The following is a 20006-nucleotide window of genomic DNA, read 5'->3' as shown; positions in this document are numbered from 1 at the left end:
CCTATTTATTCAAGTAAGTTAGACCTTGTTTTCCCATCGCTTCCCAAGTTTCAACAAACTGAGCTTTACTCACTTTAACTTGCTTCTTGCCACTCAATGGGTCATTTAAGTAAACATTCGTTTCATCAAATCCAACAAGGACAACAGCATGTTCCGAATACGTTGTCTTTAGAGGACCGATTGGCGTATCCCACGTTACCCATTTGTACGGTAGATTGTAGTCTATTGTCGTCCAAACGACTACTGGGATCCCTTGCGCCACTTGCTGCTCATACAATTCAAAAGCTTCCCCTGTTATATTAATTGCTTGAGGGATATAGTCTTTCATAAGCGGAAACAATCCTGCAGAATAGATGCCAAAGCCTCTTTTCTTGCGCGTTACGTCTCCAACGAAGCCGGAGTTCGGATTGCCCCAGTAAGCGATGTTGCCATTGGCATCCAATGTTGCTGGTGTCATGTCTGTTGGCATCTCGGCGACTAATTCCATCTTTGTTTTGTTTACGCCATAGTACTTCAGCAGCATCGTGAGACTTGTGATCTCACAGCCAGCAGGCAGCTCGGGCAGTTGCTGTACGACGGGGACATCCAGCATCGCTGATTTGACTGGTGCATGCGTTGGCGATGGTGTCGGCTTCACGGTGCCCTTCACCGTAGCGGTGGGTTTATCAACTGCTAAGACTACCGGACCAGAAGCGAATAAAGCTGGTTCTTTCCCTGTAGCCTTCGCATAAAGCAATACAGCAAATACGCTGCTCGCAAATGTAAGGCCTGCTACGAGAAACAATCCAAACGTCACTTTCAATCCTTGCCAAATAATCCTCATGCTGACTCACCCATTCAATGTAATTGAGATTCTAGGACTCGCTCACTAGCTCAACCTGTGCGCCGATGGAGCGCAAGTGGTCAAAATATTGTGGATACGACTTCGCCACGTGGTGGGCATCCCGAATCGTTAAACCCTTCTCAGAGCGCAGACCAACTACAGTTAAAGCCATGATGACACGATGATCGAAATGCGCATTAATTTCTACGCCACCTTCAACCCCTTGTGGTTTACCATGAACAATAATTTCACTCTGACGCTCTTCTACATCAGCTCCAGCCTTGCGAAGCTCATTCAAATAATCTGTGATACGATCACATTCTTTATACCGTAGGTTCTCAACATTGTAGAAACGCGAAGTACCTTCTGCAAACACAGCTGCAGCAACCATCGCAAGAACAGCATCGGTGAAATGATCACCATCAAATTCACCAGCAACAAGACGTTGATTCCCACGCACATGAACTACACCGTTGTCATGAGTTAAATTAACTCCCATAGCCTTCAGAACGTCCACACAAGCCTTCTCACCTTGCTTGCTGTTCTCTTCCAGACGAAGTACACGCACATCGGAATTCGTAACCGCAGCGGCAGCTAGAATGGCTGCTGATCCTGGATAGTCGCCTTGGATCACATATTCTTTGGCTTCATAGGATTGTCCACCTGGAATACGGTAGTGCATCAAATCTTCACTTGCATGAACCACGATGCCGGCTTGCGCTAATACTTCAAGCGTTTGCCCTACAATAATTTTGGACTTCAAATCATGCAGCACTTCAATTTCACTGTCTTCTTCCAACAACGGCGTCATAAACAACAATGAACTCAGGAACTGCGAACTCACATTACCAGAAACGGTGATTTTCCCACCGCGAGGTTGTCCCCCTTTAATTGTTATCGGCAAACGACCGTTATTATGTTGTACTTCTACGCCCATTTGTTGCAAAGTATCGATTAAATCATCATGAGGACGTTTGCCCAATGATTCCGGATACGTATTCACAAACGTTACTTCCGGACAGAAAGCAGCCGTAGACATCAAAAAGCGGAGCACCGCACCAGCATTCCCAACATTCAATTCAGACACATGCTTAGGGTTCTTGCCGAAGCCTGTGATTACAATTTTCTCATCATCTTCTTCTATAATAGCGCCAAGATCACGTACACATCGTCTCATAGCATCACTATCTTCACTATGAGCTGGGTAATAGATTGTACTTGTCCCATTCGCTAATGCACCGATTAGCAAGTAGCGTGTAGTGTAGTTTTTGGAGGATAAAGCATTAATTTCCCCTTCAAGATGGGAAGTTGGTTTTACGATGGCTTTCATGTCGTTTGTTAACTCCTTCGCAAGTAGTTTATATGTATATCCAGCAAAATGAATGGCAAGAAACCAATCATCAGCGGGACGATAGAGATCCTAAGATTTATTGACAGTGTACCATACGAAATCTAACTTGGGAACCTTGCGACCTAGCAGATGCATCTAAGAAAAGCTAGATAAAGAAACACTTTGTTTGACATCACGTCGTTATATTTCTATCATACTAAGTAAGAAGTTTTCTTCTAAAAATACAAACATGGAGGCATATCATGGACACGATTCTACCATCCGAGATCAAAGCAAGACTCGCGCAAGGAGAGCAGCTAACACTTATCGACGTTCGCGAAGATGAGGAGGTAGCTGAAGGTATGATTCAAGGCGCCATACATATTCCATTAGGCCAATTGCCAGAGCGGCTTAGCGAGATCCCGCAAGTCGACGAAGTCATTTTAGTATGTCGTAGTGGAAATCGAAGCGGACGCGCACTTGGCTATCTTGAAGCCAACGGGTATAAAGGCCTTAAGAACATGACCGGCGGCATGCTGGAGTGGGAAGATTAAGCTGAAAAGCTTATCTTCTCCCTAATGACGCCGCCTGTTGAATGATGCGATCTGCAATTTCATCTTCGCTTAAGTCCGTCGTGTCAATGGACGTATGAGCGAAATCATAGGCATGCTTTCTTTGTTCCATTAATGTATGAACTCTTTCTTCCAAATTCCCCTGCAGCAAAGGCCGATTCGTATCGCTACTTACTCTTTGGATAATCGTTTCCGCCGTTGCGTTCAACGCGACAACAAAGCCATGCTGCAACATGCAAATTCGATTAGATTCTGCAAGTACCGCACCGCCGCCCGTCGCAACAACTTGGCCCTCACTGTCTAATATATGTGCCAGCGTCTCGGTTTCCAGAGCGCGAAAGCGTGCTTCTCCATAATCCCGAAATATTTCGGGTATACTTGTCTGTTGTACCTCTTCTAACACGGCGTCAGAATCACAAAAACTCCATCCTAAACGCTCTGCAAGCTTCTTGCCTACGGTTGATTTCCCTGTTCCCATGAATCCAACAAGCACAATATTTCTGACTGTCACACAAATCCCCTTTTCCCATATGCTAGTCATACAAACTTTCCCAACATCATACCATAGCCCTTTCAGCATGAATACAATCCATTAAAAAATCATATAGTAGTGTGAATAAATTCTAGCACAAACAGTTAAGATTTTAGAGAGACCACGCCGATAAGGAGAGATGGAGCTTTGAACCCAACTGTGCTGCAGCAAAACCAAACTACCGCCTTGACCAATCGTACACAACGCAAACTGGAGCAAATTTTGCACCCAAGCTATACACTATGCAAAGAGGATGTCGTCTGGATTTTGGAATTTATTAAGAAAAAAGTGGCTGAAGAAGACCCGATGATGCAGGGTCTAACTCAACCACGATTATTAAGAAATTTCCGTTATTTTGCAGAGATATCCCTCATGCTGATTCACAAACGCAACGGCTTCGATCAAGAAGCAGATCGACTGAAGTTGTGGCTGCGAGAAGCGGCATATGGTTTACAAGATGAGAAGTAACTACTCGTTACCCATCCAGTTGTAGTGGAAGGATCCTTCTTTGTCTACACGTTGGAATGTATGGGCACCGAAGTAATCACGTTGTGCTTGTAACAAGTTAGCTGGCAATCTTTCTGTACGGTAGCTGTCGTAGTATGCAAGTGCGGATGCGAAGGAAGGTACTGCAATACCGCGAGTAACCGCTTCTGCAATCACTGTTCTCCATGATCCTTGGTAGTTGTCCACTACGTCTGTGAAGTAGGAATCAAGCAACAGGTTTTTCAACTCAGGATTGCGATCATACGCATCCTTGATATTTTGAAGGAAACGAGCGCGGATGATACAACCGCCACGGAAGATCATTGCGATGCTGCCGTATTTCAAATCCCATTTGTATTCTTCGGAAGCTGCTCTCATTTGAGCGAAACCTTGTGCATACGAACAAATTTTGCTTGCGTAAAGAGCTTGACGAACAGCCTCAATAAACGCTTTGCGATCCCCTGTGAATGCTGGAGCATCAGGTCCTTTGAGTACTTTGCTTGCTGCTACGCGTTCTTCCTTCATCGCAGAGATGAAACGGGAGAATACGGATTCTGTGATGATAGAAAGCGGCACGCCAAGGTCCAGAGCACTTTGACTGGTCCATTTTCCTGTTCCCTTTTGTCCAGCGGAATCCAGAATCACGTCAACCATTGGTTTGCCTGTTTCAGCATCATATTTCGTGAAAATATCACGTGTGATTTCGATCAGGTAGCTGTCCAGCTCCCCGTTGTTCCACTCCGTGAAGATCTCATGAAGCTCTTCTGTGCTAACGTTAAGTACATCTTTCAGCAATTGGTAAGCTTCACAAATCAATTGCATATCTCCGTACTCAATACCGTTGTGCACCATTTTTACATAATGACCCGCGCCGTCTGGCCCGATATACGTACAACAAGCATCTTCGCCAACTTTAGCTGAGATTGCTGTTAGAATAGGCTCTACCAATTTATACGCGTCTTCTTGGCCACCTGGCATGATCGCAGGTCCTTTAAGCGCGCCTTCTTCACCGCCGGAAACACCTGTTCCAACGAAACGAATACCATGAGCTTCTAGCTCTTTGTTGCGACGTTGTGTGTCTGGGAAGAATGCATTTCCGCCATCGATCAAAATATCGCCTTTATCCAAATGCGGAAGCAATTGGTTGATTGTGTCATCTGTCGGTCCGCCTGCTTTGACCATGATCAAAATTTTGCGCGGCACTTCAAGGGATTGAACGAATTCTTCAACCGTATATGTACCTACAAGTTGCTTGCCGGGTGCTTCATTAAGAAGCTCCTTCGTTTTCTCAGCAGAACGGTTGAATACGGATACCGTAAAGCCTCTGCTTTCAATGTTTAATGCTAAGTTTTTCCCCATTACTGCTAAACCTACAACACCTATTTGTTGCTTAGACATGTCTCTCATACACCCTTCCGATATATAAATAGTTAAATCGTCATCGCGCCAAAACCGCCGTCTACTCTCAAAACTGTTCCTGTTACAAAGCTTGAAGCTTTCTCTGAAGCCAGGTACACCGCAGCACCTTGAAGCTCTGCAGCTTCACCAAATCGATTCATCGGCGTATGACGCATAATGGATTCGATACGCTCAGGCGACAAAATCTTACGATTCTGCTCTGCTGGGAAAAAGCCTGGAATAATCGCGTTCACACGTACGCGGCTCGGAGCGAACTCACGGGCTAGGTTCTGTGTGATATTATTCACAGCTGCTTTAGAAGCGGAGTAAGTGAACACACGAGAAAGTGGTGGATCCGAGGAAACGGATGAAATATTAATAATGCTTCCGCCTTCACCTCGTTCAACCATGTATTTCCCGAACACTTGGCAAGCTAGCACGACGCTTTTCAAATTTACCTCCATAATAGAATCCCATTCTTCCATGGAAATGTCAAAGAAAGGCGTCGCACTATTTTTACCTGGACAATTCATAAGAACATCCGCACTGCCTGACCAAGCAATAACATCTTGAAGAACTTGCTCCAAATCTTCACGTTTCGTTGCATCCGCTTGGAAAGTCTTCGCTTCGCCGCCAATCGCAGCAATAGCCTCTTGAACCTGTTCGCTTTTCTCTTGATTCCGCCCGACGATAGCTACTTTGGCACCATGTCCAGCAAGGGCTAAAGCCATTGAGCCACCAAGTGTACTATTACCGCCAATAATTACTGCTGTTTTCCCAGAAAGATCGAATAAGTTCATTGTCGTCATCCTCTCGAATAATAGTGCTTTGTCTAAAATGTATTATGATTGAGGACTCCGTAGGTGCTGACTTTGAAAAGCGGTGATCGCGTCGAATTGATCTTTTAACTGATGATATACGCTCGTATAAATAGATGTCAATTGTTGATATACGCGATAATCGTTTTCATTCACCTCGTGAGCCTTTCCTACCCCGATCCATTTATGCGCATGCGATAAGTCCTCGATCTCCCCCATCGCGAGTAGACCAAGTAAAGCTGCGCCAATTCCTGAGCTCTCAATAGAGTCTGGAACGGTAACGGCCGTGCCGAGCATATCGGTCATCATCTGACGCCAGAACTCTGAGCGAGCGAAGCCGCCTGATGCACGAATGACGGTTGCAGGTCCCATCATGCGTTCCAACGATGTCGCAACGGCCTGAATGGAGAACATGACGCCTTCCAAAGCGGCACGGATCATATGCTTCTTCTGATGACTAAGCGATAAACCGAAGTAAACGCCACGTGCGTTAGCATTCCAATAAGGCGCACGCTCGCCGGATAGCAATGGCAAGAAAAGCAATCCTTCGGAGCCTGCTCCCACTTCAGCAGCAAGTGCCGTCAAGTGATCGTAAGGATCCATGCCCATGCGGCGTGCTTCTTCTGCTTCTGCTGTCGCAATCTGGTCTCTCACCCAACGAAAGACAATACCTCCGTTGTTAATCGGCCCACCAACGACCCAGAAGTTTTCGGTTAACGCGTAACAGAATAACTTACCCTCGGGGTCCGTTTGCGGTTTGTTCACGACGCTGCGAACTGCGCCGCTCGTTCCGATTGTAACCGCGACAACGCCGGGCTCGAAAGCGCCTACGCCAAGGTTGGCAAGTACACCATCGGATGCGCCGACAATAAATGGCGTGTCCGTGGACAAGCCCATCGCAGCAGCATAAGCGGAACTCATACCTTCTACACGATGTGTCGTAGGTACAAGTGCGGATAGCTGCTTAGGTGTTACCCCTGCATAATCAAGCGCACCTGCATCCCAATCCAATTGTTCCAGATTGAATAATCCTGTCGCACTTGCCAGAGAATGGTCGATCAGATACTGACCAAACAACTTGGCAAACACATACTCTTTAATCCCTATAAATTTATGGGTATTTCGAACAAGCGCTGGTTCATGCTCCCCAAACCACTTCAATTTCAAAAGAGGTGACATGGGATGAATCGGTGTGCCTGTTCTCGCATAAATCTGTTGACCAAGTCCATTCTGCTTCAAATCTTCCGCATATTTCGCGGCACGATTGTCTGCCCATGTAATACATTGGGTTAATGGCTTATTGTGCTCATCTACGGCAATTATGCTGTGCATCGCTGAGCTGAAGGATACGCAAAGCACTTGTTCAGGCGAGATGCCTTGCTTGCGAACAACAGCGCCAATCCCCTGTACCACAGCATCAAAGATTTGATCTGGATCCTGCTCGGCACGATCTGCTGCAGGTGTGAAGAGCGGATATTCGATGGAATGTGAAGCAAGTACCTGTCCATCCCGATCAATGACCAGCGTTTTGGTACTCGTTGTTCCAATATCAGCAGCTATGATATAAGGCTTCTGACTTTGCGTCATTTGCAAATATTCCCCTCTGCATCGAATGTTAGCTCAAATGGCTCTGATAAAATTTCAATATCCGAATGCTGACGAGCGGCTTCAAGGAGGTTCACCGAAATTTCAATCTCACCTAAGTGAAGTGTATCTTGAATACGAACAAGCTTACAGGTCGTGTAATCTAAAATATTGCAAGTTTTCACGGCAGCTTTGATCGCATAGAAATCATTTTCTAAAGTAGTCGCGATTTTCGTAGGTGCACAGACCGTAGAAGTTAACCCATTGGCATACGTGAATTCTAGATTTGTCTTATCAACTAGACGTTGAGTAGTGAAATCCGCTGTACCTACGCCATTAGCATTCCCTTTGGTCTCGTGAGTCAAATCAAGAACGACCATCTTCGACACTTCGGGTCCGCCATGTGCATAAGGAGTAGGATAGCGTCCCGTTACGTTAGGATCCATGCCGTCACCGCTAATATTTTTACCGATATAATCAATCACTAGCACATCGATTTCATCGAATAGAATTTTCGGCAAACGTGATTTTGCTTCAACGAGCAGCAGCTCCTCACGCGCTTCAATTTCAGCGGCTGGCAGAACCTCCACCTGACAAGTCTCATCGTAGGCATTCTCTACGAGAGCTACGCCAAAGACGATCGGCAACTTCTCGATCATCAAATTTGCCATCGCAGGAACATTCTCTGCCATGTATTTAAAACCAAGCTGATGGCAAGCTTCTGCGCCTTTTTGCTTACCGAGGCCAATCGCGATCATCTTCATGATGCCGCTCTCAATGCGTCCTCGGAATGCAGTATGCGGCTTCACGCGGTTAATAACGACAATGGCATCTGCCTCTGACGCAATGCGATCTACATAAACCGGCAAACCATTCGGTAGTTGATCGATTTTGACCACGTCCATGGAAGAACGAATCGGCGCACCCATTGTTTCCTCGGTAATGCCAAAGTGCTGAAGCACCTCAGTCTGACCATCCGCAGTCGCCCCGCCATGGCTTCCCATACACGGTACGATAAATGGATGTGCACCTCGTGCCTTGATGGCATCCAAGGTTGTCTTCGTGAAACCCGCAATATTGGCAATCCCTCTGCTCCCTACTGCCACAGCTACTTGTTGGCCAGGAAGGATACTCGGCATAACGCCACTGCTTTCGAGCTTATCGGCAAGTTCCTGCAAAGGATTTTCCAAAATCGAACGATCAAATTTCTGACGAATTTTGACCATTTGCGGAATCGGAATGTCATTTAACAATTCTCTTAGAATACTCATCGACTTTCCCCACTTTCTTATGCTTGTAATAATTGCACAGATTCACGAACAATTAATTCGGTTCGCAATAGCACTTGCTCGGTTGTATGCAATTTATTCTCTATATTACCTAGGAGACGCAGTGCGCCTTCTTTGCTAATTTGTTCGATCGGCCTGCGCACGGTCGTTAAGGCAGGCGTCACATATGCCGCGAATACCGTATCATCAAAACCAACCACGGAGATATCCTTAGGGACATGTAGACCCGCTTCAAACACAGCTTTAATGGCTCCTAGAGCCATCTCATCATTGCAGCAAAAAACCGCTGTCGGTCTCTCTTCGAGGCTCAAAAATTGCTGCATCGCTTGATGACCGCTTTCCAAATCGTAAAGTCCCGGCATCCGGAACGCAGCTGGAATGGAAATCTCATAGTGCTCCATTGCCCGTTCGAAGCCATCCTTGCGATTCTGCGCAGATTTAAAGCCCTTACGCCCTTCAATTAAGGCGATTTTCTTATGACCCTGATTCACAAGGTACGCTCCTGCGTGAAAAGCGCCTTGCTCCTCATCAGAGAGAACATTCAGAACACCAGCGGTGTCCACTGGCCGATTCAAAACGACAAGCGGAATCTCTTTATTCGCAATATGCTCAATGATCGGCCCATCGTCGTCACTTTGGCTGACAATAATTATGCCATCAAAGCTTTTCTTGGTGATGGAATGAAAGCTAGTGTAATCATCGATACCCTTGACAATCAACTGGTAGCGATCTCGAATCACCGAGTTAACCCCTCGAATGGCTTCGTAGAAGAAACCAGCGGAAGTTCCATTGCTTAGTGTGGTAAAGAATAGCCCCAAGTTATACGAACGATCCAGCACTAAACTTTTCGCATTATAATTCGGCGTGTAATCCAGCTGTTCAGCGATGATGCGAATGCGCTCCTTCGTCTCCTCTTGGATGAGCGGACTGTTATTCAACGCTCTGGAAACTGTCGTGTGGGAAACACCCGCGAGTTTCGCAATATCCTTAATAGTTGCGCTCATACATTCACCTCTAACAGAAGCATATCACATCTATGCACACGTTAACAATAGTCTTTTCGCGAGACAAAAAAACTCCCTTCTCAGGGAGTCCACAACTCATTTATGTATGATTTCTCTTTGCTGTCGATTGTCTCACTACTAATTCTGGCAGCAACTTAATCGTGTGATACGTATCTGCGTCTACCACACCATCAATCTTGCGTATTAACTCATCGACGGCGCAACGCCCTAGCTCTCCTGCAGGCTGACGCACCGTTGTTAAGTGCGGACGAAATTCAGACGCGAATATTTGATCGTCGAAGCCGATGATTGAAATATCATTGGGAATTCGGTATCCTACCGTTTTGCATGCATCCATCAAGCCGATTGCAATGAAATCATCTGCTGCAAATATAGCAGTTGGTACCTTCTTATTACGTATCCAACCATCTACAATATCGTAGCCAGAAGAGATGCTAAAATCCCCTTGTTCAATCCACAACTCAGTCAAACCTGCTTCCGACATCGCATGAATATATCCACGCTCACGTTCCGCACTGCTCAGGAAGGGCTCTGGCCCGCGAATATGAGCAATCGTTTGATGCCCGAGATCAATAAGATGCTTGGTTGCTTCATAGCCGCCGATGAAGTTATCTACAATGACAGACGATACTGCATCATGACAATACTGATTATCAATCAGCACAAAAGGGATTTTCTTCTTCTGCAACTCCGTTATATAGGCAAATTCATTCGTGGGAGACACGACGATTAACCCATCTACCCGATCTTCTTGAAATAAAGAGTTCTCAAAGGATTTGAAGACATCGGTCGAGACCGATAATGCAAGGAAATAGCCGCGCTCTGCTAAGCGATCATTCATTTCTTTCACCACGGCATCGAAGAATGAATCGTTGAGGGTCGATATCGCAACGCCAATAATACCTGTCTTCCCTCTGGCTAAACTGCGAGCAGCTGCATTCGGCTGATAGTCCAGCTCCTTCATGGCTTGCAGCACCTTTTGCCGATTCCTCTCGCGCACCGTACCCGCTTGATTGATCACGCGGGAGACCGTGACCACAGAAAGTCCACTTTTCTTCGCTACATCAAAAATATTGACTTTCATGGCTTCAGCTCCTGTATATGTTTCATTCTTCTCCCCCTATAAACACACAAAAGAGAGTCCCGTATACGTTCATACAGGCTCTCTTTCATCCCAGCACACTATTCATTCTCACATCTCCAATAGAAGCATTTCTTGTCTCAATTCGATCAATTTAACTTTACTTTCCATCGCGGCTTTGGTATCCCCGGATGAGAGTGCATCTTGCAGCGTAGCTAATTCATAATCAAGCTCCATGCGCAAAATAGGGATGCGTTCGTCTGTCCGCTTCGATCTTAGTGCTTGCATGACTTCTTCTACGGTCACAGCAGGCTCCTTCTGATACAGCACCTTATGTTCAATTCCGCTAATCTCCACCATGCGGATGATTTCCCCGAACATAATATTCTCAATGAGAATTTGCCGATCCTTGAATCTTTTTACAACGGCATGACCGCGAGTATCTCCGATCAGCTTCTCCATCATTTCAGCAAGCTTCTCATCTTTGAACGAATAATTGCCAACAATCTTATACTTCTCGCCAATTCGTTCGAATTTCAGCTTGATCAACTTGCGCCCTGTGCGTATTGAGATGATAAACTGAAGTTCACTTTCGTTCCAGTAGAGCGAATATCCTTCTTGGATGAGGGCTTTAATGAAGTTCCGGATTAGCCGGCGATCAAATCGTAACTCTAGGTTGCAATACTCCACTTCATGACTCTTACTCACGGCAATCCCCTCCATAATTGGCGCAAACCATTTATTTAAATATTCAGACAACTTGTGTTCTTACAGTTATCTTATTATGAATTCTATGTTTTAGCAACTTGGATTATGGATATTTTTTTAAAAGAAAGCGCACAAAAAAGCCGATGCCTGTTTGCCATCAGCTACAGCCCATGTTCTTGCCATCCTATGATTAATGCCAGCCCCAGAAAAATCCATCGCGTTCCCATGCGGCTCTACCGCCATGCAATTTCTTGAAGATTTTCTTGACCTCTTTGGAAATGGCTTGATTCCCATTGTCATTGACATAAATAAAGGATTCCCCATAAGTCTTAAGAATATAGTCTACGGCATCCTTTTGATACAAAATCCCTGCCGATTTCAACTCATTCAACATCCACTCTGCAATTTCATTCTCTGTCATACTCCAACCATTCTCCTTTCCTTGTCCATTCGATCATTATACCATAAATCCTTGTAATTTCCGCACCTGACTAAGGACACCAGCACAATCATGACCGAATTCTCGCACAGCCCATTCCATCTGCCCTATTGCTCCATATGCTATGTCGAAAGTCAATGAACAAGACTTCAAACAGAGAGGGTGAATGAAATGGGTTATGGCGTAGCAGGTGTTGGTGGAGTTGGCTGTGGCGGCGGTGGATTTGGATCTTCTGCAGCAATTTTGGTTCTTTTCATCTTGTTGGTTATTATCACTAGCGCTTTTGTAATCTAATACTTCACAGTTGATAAAGGGCAGCCCTGTACTTCAGGAGCTGCCCTTTGAGTTTATTTAACCAGCCTCAGATTCCGCTGGATTGAGGATTGCTGAGCCAATGCTCATTAGGATAAGACCGAATAATGCCAATACCCCCATATTCATCCATAGCTGAGACAATGGTTCTCCTGCAGACATACGTTCGATAGCATCGAGTGCCCACTTTTGCGGAACAAAGTTTGCGAGCTTTTGCATCCATTCCGGCATGAGGCTAATCGGCCAGAAACATCCGCCCAACATGCAGGTTGGCGTAACAACAAGAGCGTTTATCACATTCATGTTAGTCGCATTTTTCACCATACTCGCTACAGCACTGGCAATTCCCATGCTCGCTAACAGGAAAAATTCTAAAATGACAAAATGAGATATGAATGGGAGGCCGTACTCATATCCAGCCACGTATCTAGTAATGAAGAGGATAACTAGCACTTGAAGTGTACCCACAACAAAACTGCCCAAGAAATTTCCTGCTACAATTTCAAAAGCTCTAACTGGCGCCGTGTACGTTCTTGCTAATGTACGAAGTCTTCGATCTTCCATAACGAGAGACACTGTATTGTTCATTAAGCCCATCATAAAGATCAGCATGAGTCCAATCACGATATGCATGTTAGGATTCGTATACAAATCCAAATCCGTTATTATAGGACTAACTTGATACTTTTGAATTTGAGAAATGGTTTGCAAGGTTCTCTCTCGCAAATCAGTCTCTGTCAGACCTTGTTTACTGTATAAAGCAATCGTATCTTGATACCTGGATAAAATGCCTTCCAGACTTATTTTGAATGTAATCGTGGATTCATTCGAATTGAGTTGATACATGTCAAGCTGCGGCAAAGTTCCTCCTGCTAATAACTTTTCACTTAAGTCTGCAGGTATGATGAAGGCACCCGTAACCTTCTGTTTAATAACATCGTTTTTCAAATCGGCTTCAGATGCAGCCAATGTCAATCGATAATCAGGTAATGCACTTAACTCTTGTACGACCTGCGTGCCTAATGCACCTTGATCCAAATTAAGATAAGCGATGTCTGCTCGATGCTCACTTTGTTTACCAAGAACAGTAATGATGAGTGACACCGCGGCAGCCGGAATAACCAAATACATGAGAAGTCCTTTTCGTTGAAAAAGGGAACGGCGCAGCATATTTAGAGCGATCGCCAGACTATTCATGATATCCCCCTTTACGGTAAACAAGAAATGCGATTAGTGACAAGCCAATGGCCATGCAAACTAAAATCAATAAGTGATGCGCGACTATAGACGTTTCATTCCCCAGCATGAGTTGAAACATACTTTGCATCCCCCAATAGTTTAATGTGTATGAACCTACTTGCTTAAGGAATCCATCAGGAAGCGGTGTAAAGCCCCCACTTAAGAATGTCATAATCATAATGCCCGTTTGAAAAATCGCCGCAATCATACTATCTGATTGGAAGAGGAGCATGACGACGATGGCCAAACTCATAGAAGCTAGAATCATACATAAACAAATAAGAAAGAGTGGTAGGAATTGAGAACCCCAATCCACACCATAGAATAGCTTGGTTTTGTACGAGTTGTAATCTGAATAGCCTGCATCTGATTCACTTTATCGAAATAGGTGCGAAACACCATTTGAGCTGTTACATTTTTCAAATAATCATGACCCAATATCATCTCCCACTGGGCTGCTTTTCCCGCCTGCACCTGAGCACTGAAATTGTTCGGAATGATAACTGCAAATTCAGATTCTCCATCCTTCAACCGATTTATCGCTTCCTCGCGTGATGATATCACATGGGTTTGCAGGTGCTTTAGGGTCTCTGGAGATGCCAAGAATTTTTGAAAACCTTCCTGCAAAGCTCCTGAATCCGATTGAAGGATATCAACCTTGACTGAATTTAATGCTTTATCCTCGACCTTAAACACGCCTGAGAGAGCTGATCCCAAAATAAAAATGAGCAGTAAGGGCATTAGAAATTGAATCAACAGCACATAGCGGGTCCGCAATTTCCTGAGGATTTCATATTTAGCAATGGTCCAAATTGGCATGTGAATCTCCCCCTAATCTCTCAAGGTTCTTCCGGTCAATGACAGGAACAAAGCTTCTAGATCAGGCTCCACCTGCGTGAGCGATTGTATTTTTACCTGATGTTTAGACAAAATGAAGAGGATATCTTGCAAATAACTTTGTGACGCGCTTACGATCAGTTCAAGAGTTTGTTCATTTGCATTTAACTGTTTTATCAACGGATACTCTCTCAACTCTTTAACTGCTTGGTCCGTGAGGTTCGTAATTTGAAGCACAATTTTATTGTCTTGGGAAACTTGATTACGCAGCTCTTCCTGCGTTCCGCAAGCGATGAGATGACCATGATCCATAATCCCGACTCTCGTCGAAATAGCCGACACTTCTTCCATATAGTGGGAGGTATAAAGGATAGTCGATCCCATTCGGTTCAATTCTCTTACCGAATCTAAAATATGATTACGTGATTGAGGGTCGATCCCCACCGTTGGTTCATCCATAATAATCAGCTTCGGTTGATGCATGATGGCACAAGCGATATTCAGTCTTCGTTTCATGCCACCTGAAAATGAACTAGGCTTATCACTCGCACGATCTAGGAGTCCCACAAAGGCCAACGATTCCTCCACTCGATCCTTAAGCAGCTTTCCTCTCAACCCATATAATTTAGCGAAAAAAGTGACGTTCTCCCGAGCTGTTAAGTTTTCATATATCGCTAAATCTTGGGGCACGAGCCCCAAATTACGCTTGACTTCCATCGGGTATTTAGCAACAGATTTGTCACCTACCAAGATGTCACCTTGATCGATTTTCAGCAATCCGCTTAGCATTTTAATCGTTGTACTTTTGCCCGCTCCATTCGGTCCTAACAGACCAAAAACTTCACCTTCTCGAATCGTCAAATTCAGATGATCTACAGAAATACGATTGTCATATTTCTTAACTACATCCTTCAATTGAACAAAGCTCATACATCTCTCCCTTTCTTCACTGCACTTATTACCGTAATTGTACGCTTTTGCAAGCAACTCGACAGGTAGAAGAAGTCATTTTACAAAGTGACAAAAGTCACTTTATTTTTGATAAGAAAAGTGTTATCCAACAAAAAGTCGTATGCTATACTTTCTTTACTAAGATAAAGGATGCGAATCTCGATTGATAAACCAACTCTTGCTCACACGCTATCTTCTCCTACTCGTACCTGCGATCGCTTCCATGTATTTGGAAACCTACATATCCAATGACTCCTATGCGCTATTCGTACTCCTATTTATTGGACTGATCGAAATGAGACGAACACGCTTCCCAAACACGAACTGGATGCTCCTCCTTGAAATCGCCTGTACTGGCTGGATGAGTTATCACTTCAAAGGAGTTTGGTTTCTTTCGTTCTTCTCAACCCTTCTGACTTACGTACCCAAGTTGAATCGGAAGCAGCAATTCATCGCAATTCTGCTGCAGCTTCTTGTTCTTAATGTTTCCTTGCAAAATCAACCAGCTATGTATTTCATCTTTGCCAACGTGATGTTTGGAACAATCGCTATCCTCTCTTTCCAGCTTCAGCGAATGAAAAAAAATAAAGATGATGTTGAGCTGCTCTATGATCAACTCCGAAAGCAGCATTATGAATTGGATGAAGCCCGTCTTCAATTAATGGATTATGCCCGAAAAGTAGAGAACATTGCCCAAACGGAAGAACGTAACCGCATCTCACATGATTTGCATGACGATTTAGGACATAAGCTTATTCGAATCAAAATGATGATGGAGGCCTCACTTACCATCCTCCCCTCTCAACCAAGCAAAGGTACTGAGATGCTGCGTTCTGTTCGCGATCAACTCGGTGAGAGTATGGAACTCCTTCGTTCAACTGTACGTCGATTGAAACCGAACAAGCATTCGCTGCAAAGTTATTCCTTGACTACGTTAATTGATGAGCTAACGCGAGAGAACGCTATCGACATTGAACTCGATATTCAGGGAATGCCTTATGAATTGTATCCTAGCCTTGAGTACATTCTTTACCGAAATGCGCAGGAAGCGATCTCTAATGCGATTCGGCATGGCACTGCGACATACGTTCTGATCACGTTGCAGTACGCAGCCAATCAAGTGACCATGGGAGTCTCTAATAATGGCACACGTCAGATGGAGCCTACGGTTAAAGGGCTTGGTTTATCTGGTATGGAAGAACGAATTAAAGTGATTGGCGGGCAACTTTATATTTCGAATGACGAACAGTTCACCGTAACTACCGTCCTGCCAGCTTTTCGACACAATGAAGCTAATTAAAAGGGGGATTGTTGATGATTCATGTACTCATAACCGACGACGATCCATTTATTCGTGAAAGCTTACAATTAATTATTGGACTTGATCCTGAAATCACGGTTGTTGGAACTTGTACGAACGGGAACGAAGCTCTTGCCTTTATTCAAAATGGAACACTAGTCGATGTAGTCCTCATGGATATCCGTATGCCACTCTGTGATGGTGTTCAAGGTACGAAACAAATCAAGGAAGCGTACCCGGAAATCGCGATACTGATTCTGACTACCTTTGATGATGATGCGTACATCATACAAGCACTACGAAACGGCGCCAGCGGTTATTTATTAAAGAATATTTCCCCAGATCGTATTATTCAAGGCGTTAAGACGGTGAAGCAAGGGAATTTGCTCATTCATCCTGATATTGCGAAGAAACTAACCAGTTTCATTCAAGATAATCCACCAAAAGCTGATGCACCGGCCCAACCATTAGATGGTTATGGCTTGACAGCTAATGAGCAGGCAATCATTGCTAAAATCTCCGAAGGCCTTTCAAATAAAGAAATCGCCCAGGAGCTATTCCTGAGCGAAGGTACGGTGAAGAACTATGTAACTGAAATTTTAAGTAAATTGAATCTTCGAGATCGTACGCAAATTGCCATATTCTATCTGAAGAAGCAACGAGGATGAGGAACTAATTCACGACTTTACCCGCCTCGATGTCTTCTTTCGAAGAACTTCCAACGAAATAAATAATTTCATTATTCCATCCCGTTGATTGAGTCAAGGTAAGTTTAGTTAGATAAAAATGACCATTATCATTTGTCAAATAGCTATATGTATTTTCTTCCGGTAATTTATCTATGATGATCGGGTTAGAAGCAATGACAACACCATTAATCGGTAAAAATTGAAAATCAGTTACATATTCTCTTAATTTCTTCAGCTTTAACGGATCTTTCTCTTCGGTTATGACGAGAGTCTCGTAATTCGTATACGATATTTGCGGGGGCTGGTTCCCCCACACATTCTTTAATTCCGATTCACTTACATACACTTGACCCGTAAATTTTTCTTTAGCCTTACGTAAAGCATCCGTACGGATCCCCATTCGTTCAATATCACTTAGCCGATAATACGTTTGATCGGTGTTGTTTAATAGGACTGGGTAGGTTGCTCCCTGATAATCCACATATTGCGCATAGGGATATTGCAGAATAATCTCTGTATAATTCGACTCATTCCCTTCAGTCGGCTGATTCGAATTCACACGTGGGACTACATAAATCGTTTTCGTGTTTTCCTGCCAATTCACGACTGCGCCTAAATAACCAGCCAACTCCTTAACCGGCAAATAACTTGAATTATTATAAATTAATGGCGGATTCGCTAATTGAACAGCTTGACCATTTACGACAACTTTATAATCACTCCTGAGATATGCATCGACACGTTGAAGTACATCTTGTGCATATACACCTGCACCAAAGCATGTTCCCATTAGTGTTCCAACGATTGCAACCTTCGACCATTTTGGCATCTTCATCATTCAAATTCCTCCTGTACCATTCCTAGCTTGTTACCTTAACTCATTCGACAACTACCTTAATTTACCTCCTTGTTTCGACAATATCCGTCTATTGACCTATAAAAACTAACCAAACCATGCGCTTGATTCATTGCGAGTTGGTCGAAATTGCTTTAGAATAGTTGAAAAACATGCAAGTGAAATGAGGAACTTCCATTATGAGTTTTACAGGATTTACACAACACGATTTCGATACCTTCGCTATTGAGGGATTAGACGGACGTATGGCCGCCATTCGCGAGCGAATTCAACCTAAATTCAAAGGCCTTGGCGATGTATTGGCAACCGAATTATCTGTCCAATCGGGAACCGAGATGTTCCTCCATATTGCGAAACACTTACGTCGTAAGATCAATCCGCCTGTGGATACCTGGATGGCTATCTGTCCGAACAAACGCGGCTACAAGCAAGTGCCTCACTTCCAGGTCGGTCTTTTCGATGATCGCGTTTTCATCTGGCTTGCACTCATTTATGAGCTACCGAACAAAGGCAATATCGCTACGACTTATATGAACAATTTGAAGAGGATTCAAGCCGAAATTCCAACAGATTTCCTACTTTCTTTTGATCATATGAAAAAAGATACGATTTCCGTGTCTCAACTCGACACTACAGGCTGGAACGAAGCCTTAATTCGCTTCCGTGATGTCAAAAAAGCAGAGCTGCTCATCGGTCGAAACCTCCGTTTCGATGACCCTGTGTTAGCAAAACCTGCTGAGTTGGAACTTTTAATCGAACAAACCTTTGCGAAGCTGATTCCGTTGTACAAACTTGCTGTCGACACACCATCGCTCTAATTTCACGAAAAATTTATATTAAATTAAGGTTGCTTTCAACTAAAACGTGGCTTTCCTGCGCAGACTAAATCCTGTAATTCCCAATAAACAGGAAAGGAGGCCTCGAATCCCATGGAAGTAACAAACATTAGGAAGCTGCTCATCAGCTCCATCGCTCTCACCTGTATCTTGGGTGGCAGCCTCTCTGCTGTCGCACAGAACCCTGATTCCGAAGATCAGCCAACCGTTACATTGCAACAGTCAGATGAGACGGGTCATAGCGGACACCATAAACGGAAATGGCCGATTATTGAAGAATCCGCAACGGTTATCGGTGTTGACAAAGAAGTTCTCTTCAAGTCGCTGAAGAGCGGGAAAAGCATTGTAGAAGTCGCCGCTGAAAAAGGTATCTCAGAAGCCGATCTAACTGCGAAGCTGCAACAACTTCGGACGACGAAGATTGAAACCGCTGTGAAAGATGGCAAGCTGACTGCTGACCAAGGCGAGCACATGAAGCAAAAGCTCGGCGAGCATTTGAAGTTCATTCTCAATGAGAAGAACCTGCTAGCTCACCACCCTGGGCATGGCAAACATAAGTTCGGCTTAAAACCCGACACTGAAAAGCTCGCAAAATCGCTTGGCATGAGTAAAGACGAACTCCGTGCACAACTGCATGCAGGTAAGTCTTTAGCTGAAATTGCGCAAGCGAAAGGTATTTCCAAAGACAAGCTAGTGGTATCGATCAAGGATCAATTAACACCTTCTATTGAGAAGTGGGTTGATCACAAAATGGAACCAAAAGCGAAAAAGTAGCGTTTGGCGTTAACAGGAGGGGCATTCTATGGAATGCCTCTTTTTCATTATTTGCATCTCAACTTTTCAGAAAAAATGAGTGATTACTCACTTCTCAACGGCATAAATTTATCGTATGATTGGTTTA

Annotated in this window: 23 protein-coding genes; 7 read left to right on the top strand and 16 right to left on the bottom strand. The window is 44.3% G+C overall.

The features are described 5' to 3' along the window. Nucleotide 1 precedes the first annotated feature (1 nt). Together GC096_RS30115 and aroA are read right to left on the bottom strand one after the other, a co-directional pair. Nucleotides 2-823 carry a C39 family peptidase gene (locus tag GC096_RS30115; RefSeq protein WP_171635476.1) on the bottom strand — a complete coding sequence of 274 codons (822 nt, stop codon included), beginning with the start codon at nucleotides 821-823 and terminating at the stop codon, nucleotides 2-4. Nucleotides 824-854: 31 nt separating this feature from the next. Beyond that, nucleotides 855-2153 carry a 3-phosphoshikimate 1-carboxyvinyltransferase gene (gene aroA / locus GC096_RS30110; protein ID WP_171635474.1) on the bottom strand — a complete coding sequence of 433 codons (1299 nt, stop codon included), beginning with the start codon at nucleotides 2151-2153 and terminating at the stop codon, nucleotides 855-857. Nucleotides 2154-2416: 263 nt separating this feature from the next. Here aroA and GC096_RS30105 point away from each other — a divergent pair, with 263 nt between their 5' ends. Further along, entirely contained in the window at nucleotides 2417-2707 is a 291-nt protein-coding gene (locus GC096_RS30105; RefSeq protein WP_056612497.1) for a rhodanese-like domain-containing protein, read from the top strand. A 10-nt stretch (nucleotides 2708-2717) separates the two neighbouring features. Here the strand turns inward: GC096_RS30105 and GC096_RS30100 are convergent, their stop codons facing one another. Beyond that, entirely contained in the window at nucleotides 2718-3236 is a 519-nt protein-coding gene (locus GC096_RS30100; RefSeq protein ID WP_312886371.1) for a shikimate kinase, read from the bottom strand. 168 nt (nucleotides 3237-3404) lie between these two features. On the opposite strand from GC096_RS30100, the gene GC096_RS30095 reads away from it, so the two are divergent. Beyond that, nucleotides 3405-3725 carry a hypothetical protein gene (locus GC096_RS30095; RefSeq protein ID WP_246303051.1) on the top strand — a complete coding sequence of 107 codons (321 nt, stop codon included), beginning with the start codon at nucleotides 3405-3407 and terminating at the stop codon, nucleotides 3723-3725. On the opposite strand, the gene gnd is transcribed toward GC096_RS30095, so the two are convergent. The 8 genes from gnd to GC096_RS30055 form a co-directional block, all read right to left on the bottom strand. Continuing rightward, complete coding sequence (gnd, locus tag GC096_RS30090) at nucleotides 3726-5141, bottom strand: NADP-dependent phosphogluconate dehydrogenase (RefSeq protein WP_171635470.1); 1416 nt, start codon at nucleotides 5139-5141, stop codon at nucleotides 3726-3728. It abuts the gene before it with no gap. 32 nt (nucleotides 5142-5173) lie between these two features. Then, a complete protein-coding gene (locus GC096_RS30085; protein ID WP_171635468.1) occupies nucleotides 5174-5941 on the bottom strand; it encodes an SDR family oxidoreductase in 768 nt (255 codons plus the stop codon). 42 nt (nucleotides 5942-5983) lie between these two features. After that, complete coding sequence (gene gntK / locus GC096_RS30080; protein ID WP_171635466.1) at nucleotides 5984-7546, bottom strand: gluconokinase; 1563 nt, start codon at nucleotides 7544-7546, stop codon at nucleotides 5984-5986. Continuing rightward, nucleotides 7543-8814 (bottom strand): nickel pincer cofactor-dependent isomerase, group 22, encoded by a 1272-nt coding sequence (locus GC096_RS30075; RefSeq protein ID WP_171635464.1) that lies wholly within the window; start codon nucleotides 8812-8814, stop codon nucleotides 7543-7545. Before GC096_RS30075 ends, gntK begins: the two co-directional genes overlap by 4 nt. A gap of 17 nt (nucleotides 8815-8831) precedes the next feature. Beyond that, a complete protein-coding gene (locus tag GC096_RS30070; RefSeq protein ID WP_171635462.1) occupies nucleotides 8832-9836 on the bottom strand; it encodes a LacI family DNA-binding transcriptional regulator in 1005 nt (334 codons plus the stop codon). Nucleotides 9837-9936: 100 nt separating this feature from the next. Beyond that, nucleotides 9937-10941 (bottom strand): LacI family DNA-binding transcriptional regulator, encoded by a 1005-nt coding sequence (locus tag GC096_RS30065; protein WP_171635460.1) that lies wholly within the window; start codon nucleotides 10939-10941, stop codon nucleotides 9937-9939. Nucleotides 10942-11049: 108 nt separating this feature from the next. Continuing rightward, nucleotides 11050-11646: a YkzI domain-containing protein gene (locus GC096_RS30060; protein WP_056612513.1), complete on the bottom strand. Its 597-nt coding sequence runs from the start codon at nucleotides 11644-11646 to the stop codon at nucleotides 11050-11052. A 190-nt stretch (nucleotides 11647-11836) separates the two neighbouring features. Beyond that, nucleotides 11837-12067: a DUF6953 family protein gene (locus GC096_RS30055; protein WP_171635459.1), complete on the bottom strand. Its 231-nt coding sequence runs from the start codon at nucleotides 12065-12067 to the stop codon at nucleotides 11837-11839. Nucleotides 12068-12256: 189 nt separating this feature from the next. Here GC096_RS30055 and GC096_RS30050 point away from each other — a divergent pair, with 189 nt between their 5' ends. After that, nucleotides 12257-12379 (top strand): YjcZ family sporulation protein, encoded by a 123-nt coding sequence (locus tag GC096_RS30050; RefSeq protein WP_171635457.1) that lies wholly within the window; start codon nucleotides 12257-12259, stop codon nucleotides 12377-12379. A 57-nt stretch (nucleotides 12380-12436) separates the two neighbouring features. Here the strand turns inward: GC096_RS30050 and GC096_RS30045 are convergent, their stop codons facing one another. The 4 genes from GC096_RS30045 to GC096_RS30030 are packed head-to-tail and all read right to left on the bottom strand — an operon-like array spanning nucleotide 12437 to nucleotide 15403. Further along, entirely contained in the window at nucleotides 12437-13594 is a 1158-nt protein-coding gene (locus GC096_RS30045) for an ABC transporter permease (RefSeq protein WP_171635452.1), read from the bottom strand. Then, a complete protein-coding gene (locus GC096_RS30040; RefSeq protein WP_312886370.1) occupies nucleotides 13587-13904 on the bottom strand; it encodes a hypothetical protein in 318 nt (105 codons plus the stop codon). The genes GC096_RS30045 and GC096_RS30040 overlap by 8 nt, the downstream gene beginning before the upstream one ends. Continuing rightward, complete coding sequence (locus GC096_RS30035) at nucleotides 13901-14455, bottom strand: ABC transporter permease (RefSeq protein ID WP_171635449.1); 555 nt, start codon at nucleotides 14453-14455, stop codon at nucleotides 13901-13903. The genes GC096_RS30040 and GC096_RS30035 overlap by 4 nt, the downstream gene beginning before the upstream one ends. 12 nt (nucleotides 14456-14467) lie before the next feature. Next, entirely contained in the window at nucleotides 14468-15403 is a 936-nt protein-coding gene (locus tag GC096_RS30030; protein ID WP_171635447.1) for an ABC transporter ATP-binding protein, read from the bottom strand. A gap of 184 nt (nucleotides 15404-15587) precedes the next feature. Between GC096_RS30030 and GC096_RS30025 the strand changes: the two genes are divergently transcribed. Both GC096_RS30025 and GC096_RS30020 read left to right on the top strand, forming a co-directional pair. Beyond that, nucleotides 15588-16724: a sensor histidine kinase gene (locus tag GC096_RS30025; RefSeq protein WP_171635445.1), complete on the top strand. Its 1137-nt coding sequence runs from the start codon at nucleotides 15588-15590 to the stop codon at nucleotides 16722-16724. A 14-nt stretch (nucleotides 16725-16738) separates the two neighbouring features. Continuing rightward, entirely contained in the window at nucleotides 16739-17392 is a 654-nt protein-coding gene (locus GC096_RS30020; protein WP_171635443.1) for a response regulator transcription factor, read from the top strand. Nucleotides 17393-17396: 4 nt separating this feature from the next. On the opposite strand, the gene GC096_RS30015 is transcribed toward GC096_RS30020, so the two are convergent. After that, nucleotides 17397-18251 (bottom strand): stalk domain-containing protein, encoded by an 855-nt coding sequence (locus GC096_RS30015; RefSeq protein ID WP_171635441.1) that lies wholly within the window; start codon nucleotides 18249-18251, stop codon nucleotides 17397-17399. Nucleotides 18252-18448: 197 nt separating this feature from the next. Between GC096_RS30015 and GC096_RS30010 the strand changes: the two genes are divergently transcribed. Both GC096_RS30010 and GC096_RS30005 read left to right on the top strand, forming a co-directional pair. Beyond that, nucleotides 18449-19087, top strand: coding sequence for a DUF1054 domain-containing protein (locus tag GC096_RS30010; RefSeq protein ID WP_171635440.1), 639 nt, complete (start codon nucleotides 18449-18451; stop codon nucleotides 19085-19087). Between the two features lie 111 nt (nucleotides 19088-19198). Further along, nucleotides 19199-19879, top strand: coding sequence for a hypothetical protein (locus GC096_RS30005; RefSeq protein ID WP_171635438.1), 681 nt, complete (start codon nucleotides 19199-19201; stop codon nucleotides 19877-19879). Nucleotides 19880-20006 lie beyond the last annotated feature (127 nt).

It is taken from the genome of Paenibacillus plantarum, assembly GCF_013141695.1.
Taxonomy (GTDB): Bacteria; Bacillota; Bacilli; order Paenibacillales; family NBRC-103111; genus Paenibacillus_E; species Paenibacillus_E plantarum.
This window is presented reverse-complemented; position numbering and strand designations above follow the sequence as displayed.

Bases quoted from the DNA above. Each gene is read 5' to 3' on its own strand.
- GC096_RS30115 (WP_171635476.1), bottom strand. From the start codon at position 823: ATGAGGATTATTTGGCAAGGATTGAAAGTGACGTTTGGATTGTTTCTC.
- aroA (WP_171635474.1), bottom strand. From the start codon at position 2,153: ATGAAAGCCATCGTAAAACCAACTTCCCATCTTGAAGGGGAAATTAAT.
- GC096_RS30105 (WP_056612497.1), top strand. From the start codon at position 2,417: ATGGACACGATTCTACCATCCGAGATCAAAGCAAGACTCGCGCAAGGA.
- gnd (WP_171635470.1), bottom strand. From the start codon at position 5,141: ATGTCTAAGCAACAAATAGGTGTTGTAGGTTTAGCAGTAATGGGGAAA.
- GC096_RS30085 (WP_171635468.1), bottom strand. From the start codon at position 5,941: ATGAACTTATTCGATCTTTCTGGGAAAACAGCAGTAATTATTGGCGGT.
- gntK (WP_171635466.1), bottom strand. From the start codon at position 7,546: ATGACGCAAAGTCAGAAGCCTTATATCATAGCTGCTGATATTGGAACA.
- GC096_RS30075 (WP_171635464.1), bottom strand. From the start codon at position 8,814: ATGAGTATTCTAAGAGAATTGTTAAATGACATTCCGATTCCGCAAATG.
- GC096_RS30070 (WP_171635462.1), bottom strand. From the start codon at position 9,836: ATGAGCGCAACTATTAAGGATATTGCGAAACTCGCGGGTGTTTCCCAC.
- GC096_RS30065 (WP_171635460.1), bottom strand. From the start codon at position 10,941: ATGAAAGTCAATATTTTTGATGTAGCGAAGAAAAGTGGACTTTCTGTG.
- GC096_RS30055 (WP_171635459.1), bottom strand. From the start codon at position 12,067: ATGACAGAGAATGAAATTGCAGAGTGGATGTTGAATGAGTTGAAATCG.
- GC096_RS30050 (WP_171635457.1), top strand. From the start codon at position 12,257: ATGGGTTATGGCGTAGCAGGTGTTGGTGGAGTTGGCTGTGGCGGCGGT.
- GC096_RS30045 (WP_171635452.1), bottom strand. From the start codon at position 13,594: ATGAATAGTCTGGCGATCGCTCTAAATATGCTGCGCCGTTCCCTTTTT.
- GC096_RS30040 (WP_312886370.1), bottom strand. From the start codon at position 13,904: ATGATTCTAGCTTCTATGAGTTTGGCCATCGTCGTCATGCTCCTCTTC.
- GC096_RS30035 (WP_171635449.1), bottom strand. From the start codon at position 14,455: ATGCCAATTTGGACCATTGCTAAATATGAAATCCTCAGGAAATTGCGG.
- GC096_RS30030 (WP_171635447.1), bottom strand. From the start codon at position 15,403: ATGAGCTTTGTTCAATTGAAGGATGTAGTTAAGAAATATGACAATCGT.
- GC096_RS30020 (WP_171635443.1), top strand. From the start codon at position 16,739: ATGATTCATGTACTCATAACCGACGACGATCCATTTATTCGTGAAAGC.
- GC096_RS30015 (WP_171635441.1), bottom strand. From the start codon at position 18,251: ATGATGAAGATGCCAAAATGGTCGAAGGTTGCAATCGTTGGAACACTA.
- GC096_RS30010 (WP_171635440.1), top strand. From the start codon at position 18,449: ATGAGTTTTACAGGATTTACACAACACGATTTCGATACCTTCGCTATT.
- GC096_RS30005 (WP_171635438.1), top strand. From the start codon at position 19,199: ATGGAAGTAACAAACATTAGGAAGCTGCTCATCAGCTCCATCGCTCTC.